The sequence below is a fragment of the Sagittula sp. genome (assembly GCF_052825245.1).
In genome coordinates this window covers 58717-70770 of sequence record NZ_JBRBWD010000048.1, presented here as the reverse complement: position 1 = coordinate 70770, position 12054 = coordinate 58717, and the positions used below count along the sequence as shown (strand labels likewise).

Genomic DNA, 12054 nt, shown 5'->3' with positions numbered 1-12054 from the left:
GGCTCAGTACCTCGACGCGGTTCAGCTCGCGCTCGCTCATCAAAACCCATCCCATGCCCGCAACCTCTGCCTGTTCTCATCGGGGCAGAGTGTGACACTTCTACTTTGCAGATGTGGGACACTTTAACTTTGCGCGTACACCGATGCCTCCTATAAGTTGGATTATGTAAATACTAACGCGCCGTAGCGCCCAGCGACGCCTAATCCGGACGGCCCAGAAGGTTCTGCTGCACGGTCAGCAGGTGCGCGCGCATCGCCGCCGCCGCCTGTTCCGGATGACGGGCGTTCAGCGCGGCGAGAATATCAGAATGCTCCTGGCAGTAATGCAGACGCCGCGCCTCCGCGAAGCTGCGGGCCTTCATCTCGAACCACTTCGGCTGGTCGCGCAAGACGCGCAGCACCTCGTGGAACTCCCGCAAGAGGTCGTTTCGCGTGCAGGAGAAGATGCGGTGATGGAACTCCGCATCCCAGTATTCGAACGTCGGCATATCCTGCGCGGCGACCGCGCTTTCATGCGCCGCACCGATGGCCGCCAGATCCGAGGCGCTGGCGTTGGTCGCGGCAAAGCCCGCCGCGGCGGGTTCCAGCAGCAGGCGAACCTCCATCATGTCGGCGGGCGACGTGCCCTCCATCCGCCGTACGATCTCGGCGATGCCCTGGGTCGGCTCCTCCCGCAGGTAAGTGCCGCGCCCCACGTGCCGCGCCAGCAAACCGTCCGCTTCGAGCAGATCGAAGGCCCGCCGCACGGTGTTGCGCGCCACGCCATATTGCTCCGCCAGCTCGCGCTCCGTCGGAAGCCGCTTGCCGCCGGTCCATTCGCCCGCCGCGACCCGGCGGCGCAATGCCTCCGCAATGCTGTCCGCGTTGCCCCGCATCATCCGTCCTTATTGATCCAATTGTGACCCAATCTGACAGCGTTTCGCATGTCTTTCAAGATGTTCGGAAATTTTCTTGCTATTCCGCCACCTTATTTGTACCATTAAATGAACCAAAATAAACCAATTCGGGAATCGGAGGCGCACGTGAAGGTCGCGACATACCAGTACAATGGGCAAAGACACGTGGGGATCGTCGACGTGGCCTCCGGAACCGTCTCGCCTCTGGACCTTTCGGCGGACGAGGCGCAGCGCGGTGCGCTGAGCCTGATCGGCCGCCCCTCCCTGCCCGCGACGGGCGCCGCCGTAGCGCTGGACGACGTGCGGCTCGAGGCCCCCGTGCCCCGGCCCGCACGCAACATCTTCTGCGTGGGCAAGAACTACTTCGACCATGCGCACGAATTCTCGAACAGCGGCTTCGATTCCAGCGCCGCCAAGGGCGCGGTCCCCAGCGAACCGATCATCTTTTCCAAGGTCCCGGAATCGGTCGTCGGGCCGGAAGAGACCGTCCTCATCGACCCCGACGTGTCCGAGGCCATCGACTACGAGGCCGAGCTGGCCGTCATCATCGGCACCGGCGGACGCGGGATCGGCAAGGACAAGGCGATGGAGCACATCTGGGGCTACACCATCGTCAACGACGTCACCGCGCGCGACCTGCAGGGCCGTTACAGCCAGTGGCTTGTCGGCAAGTCGCAGGACACCTTCTGCCCCATGGGGCCGTGGGCCGTGACCGCGGACGAAATCGACGTGGCCGACACCGCCATCCGCTGCACCGTCAACGGCGAGCTGCGGCAGGATTCGAACACCGGCCTGCTGATCTTCGACATCCCGACGATCATCGCGACGATCTCGCAGGGGGTCACGCTGATGCCGGGCGACGTGATCGCCACCGGCACGCCCGCGGGCGTCGGCATCGGCTTCAAGCCGCCGAAGTACCTCGTGCCCGGCGACGTGGTCGAGGTCGAGATCGACGGGATCGGCACGCTCAGGAACACCTGCGGGCGCTGGGGCGCCTGAGGCAAGGAAGACCCCGGAAAACGGGGCCGCGAACAAGCGGCGGCACAGGCCGCCGGTAACATGTGGAGGAGAGAACCATCATGAGACAGACACTATTCGCCGTCTCCGCGGCAGCGCTGACCGCGCTCGCATCGCCCGGACTGGCACAATCGACCGAAGTCGCGTGGGGCGGATCGAACCCCGGCGGCGTGATGTACTACATGGTCGGTGTCGCAGGCACCGAGCTGGCCAAGGACCTGCCCGACGTCAACATCACCCAGGTCACGACCGGCGGCTCCACCGAGAACGCCAAGCGCCTGATCAAGGGCGAGCTCGACATGGGCATCGTCTACGGCAGCCACGTCTACATGTCGCAAGCGCCCGAAGGCCCGTTCGAGGGCGGCGACAAGGGCACCATGCTGCGCGGCGTGGCCATGGCCTACGAGGGCCCGACCTACTTCGTCACGCTGGGCGACAGCGGGATCAGTTCCCTCGACGACCTCGACGGCAAGAAGGTCGCGCTCGGCCCGCCGGGATCGGGCACGGTGTTCAACTGCTCGAACATCCTGACGGCGCTTGGCCTTCTGGACAGCATCGAGCCGCAATTGATGACATTCGCCGACGCGGGCCGCGCGCTTGGCAACGGCCAGATCGACGCCTTCTGCCAGTCGTCCTCGCCCGCCGCGGCGGTGACCGAACTGGCGGAGACGCGCGACATCACCGTCCTGCCCTATACCGAAGACCAGCTCGCCCAGATCGGCGAGACCTATCCGTTCTACCACACCGGCACCATGCCGGAGACCACCTACAAGGGCGTGCCGGCCACCGACATGCCGTTCACGACGGTCTACTGGGTCGCGCATGAGCGGGTGCCCGAAGACGTGGTCCAGCGCATGGTCGCCGCCGCCTACGCCAAGCAGGACGCACTGGCCGCCGGTCACAAGGCCTGGGCGCAGATGAAGCCCGACGTGGCCAACTTCCAGAAACTCGGCGCACCGATGCACCCCGGCGCCGAAGCCTACTACCGCGAACAGGGACAGTGGCCGGAGTGATCCGGACCGCCTGAAAGACCGCGCCCCGGTCCATGCGGCCGGGGCGTTTTTCCGCTCTATCGCAGGACGCATTCATGCTCGACTTCTCGTGGCTCTTCCAGGCGAAGGGCGCAAAGCGCAGCCTCACCGGGTTCTGGGCACTGGCCTTCAACCTGACGGCCATCGGGTTTTCGCTGTTCTACCTCTACACCTCCGGCTTCGGGCTGGTGTCGACGCAAAGCAACCGCGGCGTCTACCTGATGCTGACCTCGGTTCTGGTCTTCCTGCTGTATCCCGCGCACGGACGCTCGCCCACGCACAGGCCCAGCATCGTCGACCTCGTCCTGATCGGCCTCACAGTCCTGTCGATCGGCTACTGGATCGACCAGTACGTCAGCTATGCCATCTTCCGCGTCTCCTCGCCCAACCAGTACGATCTGGTGATGGGCGGCATCGCCATCGTCCTGATGCTGGAAACCAGCCGCCGCGTGCTTGGCCCGATCATCTCGATCCTCGCGGTGATCTTCCTGCTGCAGCTCTATTTCGGGCCGTACCTGCCCGGCCGCCTCGCTCATTCCGGCATGTCGGTGGAGCGCATCCTCGAATTCACCTACTCCACGCAGGAGGCACTGTTCGGCGTCGTCACGGCGACCTTCGCCACCTTCGTCTTTCCCTTCATGATCTTCGGCGCCTTCCTCGAACGCTCGGGCGCGGGGGCGTTCTTCATGGATCTCGGCACCGCCGTCGCGGGCAAGTGGCGCGGCGGCCCCGCCAAGATCGCCGTCATGACCTCCGCCCTCTTCGGGTCGATCTCGGGCTCGTCCGTCGCCAACGTGGTCACCACCGGCTCCTTTACCATCCCGCTGATGAAGCGCACCGGGTTCAAGCCGCACCACGCCGGCGCCATCGAGGCCATCGCCTCCACCGGCGGGCAGTTCATGCCGCCGGTCATGGGCGCGGGCGTCTTCATCCTCGCGACGCTGACGGAAACCAGCTACCTCTACATCGCGCTGATCAACGTCATCCCGGCCAGCCTGTTCTTCCTCTTCCTCCTGTCAATGGTCGACCTCGAAGCGGTGGGCCTGGGCCTCAAGGGACTGCCGGAAAAGGAAATCCCCAGCCTGCGCAAGGTGCTGAAGGAAGGCTGGCACTTCTTCCTGCCGCTCGGCACGGTGATCGGACTGCTGTTCTGGGGCTACTCGGCCGAGTTCTGCGCCTTCTGGGGCACCGTCGCCGCCGCCGTGCTGTCATGGCGGAACAAGGCGACGCGCATGGGGCCCAGCGACATCGGACAGGCCCTCGCAGGGGGCGCGGCCAGCAACACCTCGGCAGGGGCCGCCATCGGGACGCTGGGCGTCATCATCGGCGGCATCGTCCTGGCCGGGCTGGGGCTGAAGTTCTCGGCGGTGCTGATCGACTTCTCCGGCGGCAGCCTGTTCATCGCGCTTCTGCTGGTGACGCTGGTGTCGATCATCATCGGCATGGGGTCGTCCACAACCGGATCCTACATCATCCTGTCGGTGGTCGCGGCACCGGCGCTGATCCAGCTCGGCGTGCCGACGGTCGCCGCGCACCTCGCGGTGTTCTACGCCGCCTGCCTGTCGAACATCACGCCGCCGGTCTGCGTATCCGCCTTCGCGGGCGCGGCCATCGCCGGGGCGCCGCCGATGAAGACCGGCTTTGCCGCGCTGAAGTTCGGGGCCACGCTGGTGCTGATGCCCTTCACCTTCGTCTACGTGCCGGAGATCCTGATGCAGGGCGAATGGCACGCCATCGTGACGTCCAGCCTGCTCTACGCGCTCGGCAGCGTCGCGCTTGCCATCTGCCTGCAGGGCAGCGCACCCGTCGGCGGCCGCATCTCTGTCGTGCCGCGCGTGCTGTTCGGGGTGTCGGCGCTCCTGCTCCTGTTCCCGAGCTCGTGGATCATGGACCTGGCCGGGCTTGTCGCGGGCGGTGCCGCGATCTTCGCCGCTTCCATGCTGCCCGCAAAACCCAGGCCGCCAAGGCCCGAACCGTCCGAAACAGAGGGCCAGCAGGCCGGCTAAACAGATGGACCGGCGCGCGGGATCACCCCCGCGCGCCGCTTCCGCAATCAGCCCTTGTAGATCGCAACCCCGCGCTCGCCGCCCTCCCGGGCCCAGCCGCGATACATGCCTTCGGAGTTGAAAGGCAGCGTCAGGTTGCCCTTCGCATCCACCGCAATCACGCCGCCGGACCCGTCGTTCTTGCCCAGGTCCTCCATCACAACGTGACGCGCCGCCTGTTCCAGCGTCTCGCCCCGGTGGCGCATCCGCGCGGCGATCTCCGCCCCGGCGGTGTACTTGATGAAAACCTCGCCATGCCCGGTGCCGGACACCGCGCAGGTGGCATTCTCGGCAAAGTTCCCGGCGCCCGGCATCGGCGTGTCGCCCACGCGGCCCGGCATCTTCCCGGTCCAACCGCCGGTGGAGGTGGCGGCGGCGACATTGCCCTCGCGGTCGCAGGCCACGGCGCCGACCGTGCCGTGACGGCGCGCCGGATCGTCGTCCTCTTCGCCCTTCGCCTTCATCGCCAGCGTGTCCTGCAGCGCGTCCCAGCGGGCCTGCGAGAAGAAATAGTCAGGCTCGCCGAACTCCAGCCCCGCCTTGCGGCCCAGCTCAAGCACATGCTCGCCGATCATGCAGACATGCGGCGTCGTCTCCATCACCAGCCGCGCCAGCTTCACCGGGTTCTTCGGGCCGAAGATGCCCGCCACGGTGCCGGTCGCGCGGTCGCGCCCGTCCATGATGGCCGCGTCCATCTCCTGCTTGCCCGCGGTGGTGAAGACCGCGCCGCGGCCCGCGTTGAACAGCGGTTCGTCCTCCAGCGCGCAGACCGCCGCCGTCACGGCGTCGAGCGCGCTGCCGCCATCGCGCAACACCGCTTCACCGGCAGCAAGGGCCGTTTCCAGCCCCGCGCTGTAGGCCGCTTCCTTTTCCGGCGTCATGGTGGATTTCAGGATGGTCCCGGCGCCGCCGTGGATGGCGATGGCATAGCGTTTCTCGGTCATGTCTCAGCCTTTCAGCCCGGCCGTCTCGGCACAGTAGCGGGCGATCTCTGCATGTGTGGCGACCCAGCAGTCGCCCTTCGAAGTGATGTGATCCAGCAGTTCCTCGAGGATGAAGATGCGGGACCGGTAACCGGAGATGTGCGGGTGCATGGTCAGCAGGAACAGCCCGCCTTCGGCATAGGCGCCGTCGAACTCGCGCCGGAAGATGTCCAGCACGTCCGAAGGCGGCGTGTAGGGCCGCTGCGCCCCGAAACGGTTCATCATGAAATAGGGCGCGTCGTCCCGGATCCATTCCACCGGCAGCTCGACGATGCCCGTGGCCTCGCCCTGATCGAGGATCTCGTAGGGGTCGTCATCGGCAAAGAGCGAACTGTCGTAAAGCAGCCCCAGCTCCCGCGCGATCTGCAGCGTCACCGGGGAATAGTCCCACGACGGTGTGCGCATCCCCACGGGCCGTACGCCGGTGATCTGCTCCAGCGTGTCGGCGGCGCGCAGCATCAGGTCGCGCTCCGCCACGGGGGGCACGTCGGTGTTGCGCTCGTGGATCCAGCCGTGCAGGCCGATCTCGTGCCCCTCGGCGGCCAGGCTCGCCTGCTCCTCCGGGTGCAGGAGGGCCGAGACGGCGGGCACGAAGAACGACGCCTTCGCGCCGAAGCGGTCCAGAACGGACCGGATGCGCGGGATGCCCCGCCGCGTGCCGTATTCGCCCCAGCTCAGCCGCGCGACGGAGTCGCCGCCGTCACGCAGTTCGTTGGTCTCGTGGTCGCTGTCGAAACTCAGCGCCACCGCGCAGCGCGCGCCGTTCGGCCAGCGCTCCGGCAGAAGGCTGCGGCCCGCGCGCACCGCCTCGACCTTGCCGCGCCACGTGGGTTCGTCCCATTCCCAGGGGTTGCTGCTCATGCGTGTCCTCCGTCGACGGACAGCACCTGTCCGCTGATCCATTCCGCCTGCGGTCCGCACAGGAAGCAGACCGCCGAGGCGATGTCCTCGGGGCGGCCCAGCCGGCGCATGTGGATGCCGTTCAGCACCGCCTTCTGCTTCTCCGCGCCGAAGGCGTCCCATTGTCTGGCCGTCGAGGGGTTCGAGATGACGAAGCCCGGCGCGACCGAGTTGACCGTGATCCCCGATGGCCCCAGTTCCAGCGCCAGTTGCCGCGTCAGCCCGACCAGCGCGTGCTTGGCAGAGGCATAGGCCTGGATGCCCGTCAGGCTGGGCCGCAGCCCCGCCCCGGACGAGATCGTGACGATCCGCCCCCTGCCCTGCGTCTTCATGTCCGGCACCACCGCCTGCGCGCACCACATCGCCGCGTCGACGTTGGCGGCAAAGATCGCGTGCCAGTCGGGTTCCGAGACGTCCTCGATCGGGCGGCCCACCTGCCCGCGCACGCCCCCGGCCGAGGTCACAAGACCGTCGATCCGGCCATGTTCGGCCAGCACCGCCTCCATCGCGGACCATGCTCCGGCGCGCGTGCCAAGGTCGGCGGCATGCAGCGTGGCGTCGAGCCCCTGCATCCCGTCCGCGTCGATGTCCACGGCGGCGACGCTGGCCCCGGCCTCTGCCAGCGCGCCGCAGATCGCGGCACCGATTCCCTGCGCCGCGCCCGTGACGGCAAAGACCTGGCCCGTCAGATCTACACGCACAGCGGCACCAGCTCGTCGACGAGGGCGGCGGACTGTTCTCGCCGGCCGTCCTCGATGTCGTGGATCAGCTCGACCATGCGGGCCAGCACCGGCACCTTCAGTCCGTGGCGTTCGGCGAGGCCGACCATGATGCCGATCTGCGCGTCCACCTCCGTCTTGCGCTTGCGCACGGCAAGGTCGCGCCAGATGCCGGAGTGTGTCTTCGCGGTCTTGCGGTTGTGGGCGATCATCGTCTCCATCGCCACGCGCATCCCTTCGGGATCGCGGGCGAGGAAGGCCTTCGGATTGAACCCGTTGAAGCCGAGCGGCGAGACACCCTCTGCCGCGGCCAGCGTCATCACCTCGTGCCCCAGCGCCTCGTAGGCGGCGCGGTGTTCGGGCCGGGCCATGGCGTCGGACATGCTGTCGGGCGTCAGCGCCGTGCAGAACAGCAGCGACCCGTAACCCATCTTGCCCCAGAGATAGCCCCAGATATTGTCGGTCAGCACCGCCTCCGGCTCCACGATCGACAGAAGCGTGTGCACCGCCTGCGCGCGGGCGCTGATGCGGCCGTCCAGCTCGCCCACCGCGACGGCGGCGCGGTTGCCATAGAGGATCTGCCCCGGGCCGATCCAGTCCGCGCCGAAGTTCACGAAGCAGCCCAGCGTCCGCTCCGCCCCGATCCGCTCGGCGATCACCCGTTCGTTCAGCCCGTTCTGGGCCGAGACGACGTAGCCCGTCTCCGAAAGGTGCGGCAGAAGCTGTTCAAGCGCGCCCGCCGTGTGATGCGCCTTCACCGCAAGCACGATGCGGTCGAAGATGCCGGTGAGCTCCCCGGGGGTGGAGGCGGGCAGGACCTGCGTGAACTCCTCCACCGGGCCCTCGATCCTCAATCCGGAGGTGCGCATCGCCTCGACGTGGTCGGCCACGATGTCCACCATGTGCACCGCGTGCCCGGCCCGCGCCAGGTACGCCCCGATGACGCCGCCGATGGCGCCCGCGCCCCAGATCAGCGTGGTCATGACCAGTCGCCCTCCAGAAGCGCGCGGGTCTCCTCCACCGCGACGGACCACAGCCGGTCGGTGTCCGCGTCGGGCTTTTGATAAACGCCGCCGTAGTTGCCGTCGCCGATCAGCTCGCGCACCCCGGCAGCGTTGCGGTCGCGCAGCTTGTCGAAGGGCACGAAGGGCTTCTGTTCCTCGGGCATGTCGCGCCCGGGCAGCCGCGTCCACGGGAAGTTCTCCATCCAGCTGGCATGGCTCGCCACCGGGTCGATCTCCTGTACGCAGGCCCAGGTCTTCGGCGCGCGCCACCAGTCGTGAAAGCGGCAGCGGGCGCCCTCGTTGGCCTCCATCCACTCCATCGTGACCGGCTGCACCGGGCTGTTGCCGCCATGGCCGTTCACGATCAGCACCCGGCGGAACCCGGTCTTGTAGAGCGAATCGAGGATGTCGCGGACCAGCGCCGCGTAGGTCGTCAGCCGCAGCGACACGCTGCCCGGAAAGCCCATGAAGTACGGCGTCAGCCCGTAAGGCACCGCCGGGAACACCGGCACGCCCAGCGGTTCCGCCGCATCCGCGCCGACCTTCTCCGACAGGATCGAATCCACCGACAGCGACAGGTAGGCGTGCTGTTCCGTCGAGCCGAGCGGCAGCACGCAGCGGTCGTCGCTTTCGAGGTAGCGTTCCACCTCGAACCAGTTGGCTTCGGATATTCTCATGTAACGGCGTCCTTTTCCTGTTGCGCGACCCGGGCGGCCTCGATGGCGGGCAGCAGGTCACGGCGCATAGACTGGTTGTCCGGCGTGTGCCGGTACTCGAAGGCGGTCTGCCCGTCCCTGATGCGGTCCAGCAGGTACTCTGCCCCGGTGGCGTAGATCAGCACGTCCGCCGCGGCGATGGCGGCCTCGGCCCCCTCCTCGCCGCGCACCGCCATGGACAGGTCCGAGACATGCGGCGCGAACCGCATGATCCCCGCCTTCATGATGGTGAGGAACGACGGGAAGTAGGTGTAGCCGACGACCCGCGCCTCCGTCGGGATGGAGGCCAGCGCGACGCGCGTCGCCTCGTTCGGGATCAGGGTCAGGTCGACGATGTCGAGCTCGGGAAACAGCGGCTGGACCTGCGTGCGCAGCGTGCGCGGCGCGACGATCAGGTCCACGTCCTCCGGCGGGCGTGCGGTGATCTCCGAGAGGGTCGCGGCGCGGATCGTGTCGCCGTCCGGCAGCACCGGGCGGATCGCGGCGGCATAGGCCTCTGTCGCGTCGTGGAAGTTGCCGACCAGCAGCAGGCGCATCGGCAGGCGCGGGTCGGGCTGTGCGATGGCAATCCGCATGGACAGCTCCGCCGGGCCGATCCCGCATTGCCGGCCAAGGCGCACCAGCTCGGCGATCTTGCGGTCCAGCAGCCGAAGCTGCGCACCGCCCGCCCGTGCCGGACCGTTGCCGCTGACGAAGGTGCCGGAGCCGACGCGCGCCTCGATATGGCCCGCCTCCTGCAGCGCGGTATAGACGCCGTTGACCGTCACAGGGGACAGCCCGCAGCGCGCCGCCATCGCCCGGACAGAGGGCAGACGGGCATTGGCCGGCAGCTCGCCACTGGCGATGCCGAACTCGATGGCCCCGCGCAACTGCACCGAAACCGAGACGGAACTGCTCCGGTCGATCGCTCTCGCGATTCGATCCAGCGCCTGCTCCATTTGCACCTGTGTTTCACTCATACTGTAACATTTGCCGAAAACACCGGCTCTGCCAAGCGAAAATATCGCGCCCAATATGTAGGCAGACCGGGCATTTCAACGATTTGCACCGCTGGAGTGTTACAGAACACTCTTGACCGATTCGAAAATCCCGCCGTAGTGTTTCACCATAATGTAACACAGGGAGTGACCAAATGAACATCCGCAGACTACGCTGCGCCACCGCGGCGCTGGCCCTTCTGGCCGCCGTTCCCGCGATGGCCGAAGACCTGGTGATCGGCCTCCGCGCCGGGCCGGATTCCATCGACCCGCACTGGTCCACCCTGGGCAGCCAGGCCGAGGCCCTGCGCCACATCTACGACACGCTGGTCGACGTGGACGCCAAGCTGCAGCTGAAGCCCGGCCTCGCCGTCTCGTGGGAGCCCATCGACGACACCACCTGGGAGTTCAAGCTGCGCGAAGGCGTGAAATTCCATGACGGCACCGACTTCACCGCCGAGGACGTGAAGTTCTCCATCGAGCGCATTCCGGTCGTGACCGGCCCGATGCCGATGACGCTCTACACCAAGTACGTGGACAGCGTCGAAGTGGTGGACGACTACACCCTGCACATCAAGACCAAGGGCATCGCCCCCGCCCTGCCGAACGACTTCACCCGCCTCTTCGTGGTGCCGTCCGAGACCGGCATGGAAGCGGGCAACGAGGAGTTCAACTCCGGCGAGAAGGCCATCGGCACCGGCCCCTTCACCTTCGTCAGCTGGGAGCCGAAGGGCGACCTCGTGCTCGAGAAGTTCGACGGCTGGTGGGGCGGCGAAGTGGCGTGGGACAACGTGACCCGCAAGGAGATCCCCGACGACGCGGCCCGCGTGGCGGCCCTGCGTTCGGGCGAGGTCGACCTGATCAACTACGTGCCGGCCTCAGACTACCTCGCGATGCAGAACGACTCCGACCTCGAAACCTTCGTGTCGGATTCCATCTACATCCTCAACGTCCAGCCCAGCCAGGCAGAGCCCCTGCCCCAGAAGGTCAAGGTCAACGGCGAGGAGATCGACGAGAACCCGCTGAAGGACGCCCGCGTCCGCAAGGCGCTCGACCTCGCAATCAACCGCGAAGTGCTGGTCAACGTCGTGCTCGAAGGTCTCGGCACGCCGGCCAACCAGCTCATGCCCGAGGGCTTCTTCGGCTACACCGACAAGATCGGCGCCAAGGAGTACGACATCGAGCAGGCCAAGGCCCTGCTGGCCGAAGCGGGCTACCCGGACGGGTTCGAGATCGACTTCACCTGCACCAACAACCGCGTGCCCGGCGATGCCGTGGTCTGCGAGGCGCTGGCGCAGATGTGGTCCCGGCTGGGTCTGAAGGTGAACGCGCAGGCGCTGAACGGCACCGTCTTCTTCCCCGCCGCAGCGCGCAAGGAATACTCCATGGCGATGTCCGCCTGGGGCACCCTGACGGGCGAGGCCGCCTATACCTACGGCGCGATGATCCGCACCCCGGATGCCGACAAGGGCTTCGGCAACTTCAACCGGACGGACTACTCCAACCCCGAGTTCGACAAGGTCTTCGACGAGGGCGCGCAGACGCTTGACGCAGACAAGCGCCGCACGCTCTATGAAGAGGCGTCCTTCATCGCGATGGACGACCGCGCGCTGATCCCCACGGTGATCCTGCAGACGGTCTGGGCCGCGGATGACGCCACCCTGACCTTCTCGCCCCGCGTCGACCAGGAAACCCGCGCCTACGAGATCACTCCGGCGCAATAACCCCGCGGGCCGGGTCCGCCCGGCCTTCACTCCGTACCGGCG

Annotated in this window: 11 protein-coding genes; 4 read left to right on the top strand and 7 right to left on the bottom strand. The window is 67.2% G+C overall.

Annotated elements, in window-relative coordinates:
• Window positions 1-200 precede the first annotated feature (200 nt).
• Window positions 201-875, bottom strand: a complete 675-nt coding sequence (locus ACU0DV_RS20695; protein ID WP_446242398.1) for a FadR/GntR family transcriptional regulator — start codon at window positions 873-875, stop codon at window positions 201-203.
• A gap of 147 nt (window positions 876-1022) precedes the next feature.
• Between ACU0DV_RS20695 and ACU0DV_RS20690 the strand changes: the two genes are divergently transcribed.
• From ACU0DV_RS20690 to ACU0DV_RS20680, 3 genes are all read left to right on the top strand, one after another.
• Window positions 1023-1895, top strand: coding sequence for a fumarylacetoacetate hydrolase family protein (locus tag ACU0DV_RS20690; RefSeq protein WP_446242397.1), 873 nt, complete (start codon window positions 1023-1025; stop codon window positions 1893-1895).
• 80 nt (window positions 1896-1975) lie between these two features.
• Window positions 1976-2926 (top strand): TAXI family TRAP transporter solute-binding subunit, encoded by a 951-nt coding sequence (locus ACU0DV_RS20685; protein ID WP_446242396.1) that lies wholly within the window; start codon window positions 1976-1978, stop codon window positions 2924-2926.
• Between the two features lie 74 nt (window positions 2927-3000).
• Window positions 3001-4950, top strand: a complete 1950-nt coding sequence (locus ACU0DV_RS20680; protein ID WP_446242395.1) for a TRAP transporter permease — start codon at window positions 3001-3003, stop codon at window positions 4948-4950.
• A gap of 47 nt (window positions 4951-4997) precedes the next feature.
• On the opposite strand, the gene ACU0DV_RS20675 is transcribed toward ACU0DV_RS20680, so the two are convergent.
• Genes ACU0DV_RS20675 through ACU0DV_RS20650 form a run of 6 tightly spaced genes read right to left on the bottom strand, consistent with a single transcriptional unit; the run spans window position 4998 to window position 10270 of the window.
• On the bottom strand, window positions 4998-5933 hold the full coding sequence (locus ACU0DV_RS20675; RefSeq protein WP_446242394.1) for an isoaspartyl peptidase/L-asparaginase family protein: 936 nt from the start codon (window positions 5931-5933) through the stop codon (window positions 4998-5000).
• Window positions 5934-5936: 3 nt separating this feature from the next.
• Complete coding sequence (locus ACU0DV_RS20670; protein ID WP_446242393.1) at window positions 5937-6833, bottom strand: polysaccharide deacetylase family protein; 897 nt, start codon at window positions 6831-6833, stop codon at window positions 5937-5939.
• Window positions 6830-7573, bottom strand: coding sequence for an SDR family NAD(P)-dependent oxidoreductase (locus tag ACU0DV_RS20665; protein WP_446242392.1), 744 nt, complete (start codon window positions 7571-7573; stop codon window positions 6830-6832). Before ACU0DV_RS20665 ends, ACU0DV_RS20670 begins: the two co-directional genes overlap by 4 nt.
• The gene (locus tag ACU0DV_RS20660) at window positions 7564-8574 is read right to left on the bottom strand and encodes a ketopantoate reductase family protein (protein WP_446242391.1); all 1011 of its coding nucleotides are present in this window, start codon (window positions 8572-8574) and stop codon (window positions 7564-7566) included. Before ACU0DV_RS20660 ends, ACU0DV_RS20665 begins: the two co-directional genes overlap by 10 nt.
• On the bottom strand, window positions 8571-9272 hold the full coding sequence (locus ACU0DV_RS20655) for a creatininase family protein (protein WP_370314096.1): 702 nt from the start codon (window positions 9270-9272) through the stop codon (window positions 8571-8573). The genes ACU0DV_RS20660 and ACU0DV_RS20655 overlap by 4 nt, the downstream gene beginning before the upstream one ends.
• Entirely contained in the window at window positions 9269-10270 is a 1002-nt protein-coding gene (locus tag ACU0DV_RS20650; protein ID WP_370314095.1) for a GntR family transcriptional regulator, read from the bottom strand. The genes ACU0DV_RS20655 and ACU0DV_RS20650 overlap by 4 nt, the downstream gene beginning before the upstream one ends.
• A gap of 173 nt (window positions 10271-10443) precedes the next feature.
• Here ACU0DV_RS20650 and ACU0DV_RS20645 point away from each other — a divergent pair, with 173 nt between their 5' ends.
• A complete protein-coding gene (locus ACU0DV_RS20645) occupies window positions 10444-12012 on the top strand; it encodes an ABC transporter substrate-binding protein (RefSeq protein WP_446242390.1) in 1569 nt (522 codons plus the stop codon).
• The last annotated feature ends 42 nt before the right edge of the window (window positions 12013-12054 follow it).

Excerpts from the sequence above, each read along its gene's own strand:
- ACU0DV_RS20685 (WP_446242396.1), top strand. The coding sequence starts at position 1,976 with ATGAGACAGACACTATTCGCCGTCTCCGCGGCAGCGCTGACCGCGCTC.
- ACU0DV_RS20645 (WP_446242390.1), top strand. The coding sequence starts at position 10,444 with ATGAACATCCGCAGACTACGCTGCGCCACCGCGGCGCTGGCCCTTCTG.
- ACU0DV_RS20680 (WP_446242395.1), top strand. The coding sequence starts at position 3,001 with ATGCTCGACTTCTCGTGGCTCTTCCAGGCGAAGGGCGCAAAGCGCAGC.
- ACU0DV_RS20695 (WP_446242398.1), bottom strand. The coding sequence starts at position 875 with ATGCGGGGCAACGCGGACAGCATTGCGGAGGCATTGCGCCGCCGGGTC.
- ACU0DV_RS20660 (WP_446242391.1), bottom strand. The coding sequence starts at position 8,574 with ATGACCACGCTGATCTGGGGCGCGGGCGCCATCGGCGGCGTCATCGGG.
- ACU0DV_RS20670 (WP_446242393.1), bottom strand. The coding sequence starts at position 6,833 with ATGAGCAGCAACCCCTGGGAATGGGACGAACCCACGTGGCGCGGCAAG.
- ACU0DV_RS20655 (WP_370314096.1), bottom strand. The coding sequence starts at position 9,272 with ATGAGAATATCCGAAGCCAACTGGTTCGAGGTGGAACGCTACCTCGAA.
- ACU0DV_RS20675 (WP_446242394.1), bottom strand. The coding sequence starts at position 5,933 with ATGACCGAGAAACGCTATGCCATCGCCATCCACGGCGGCGCCGGGACC.
- ACU0DV_RS20650 (WP_370314095.1), bottom strand. The coding sequence starts at position 10,270 with ATGAGTGAAACACAGGTGCAAATGGAGCAGGCGCTGGATCGAATCGCG.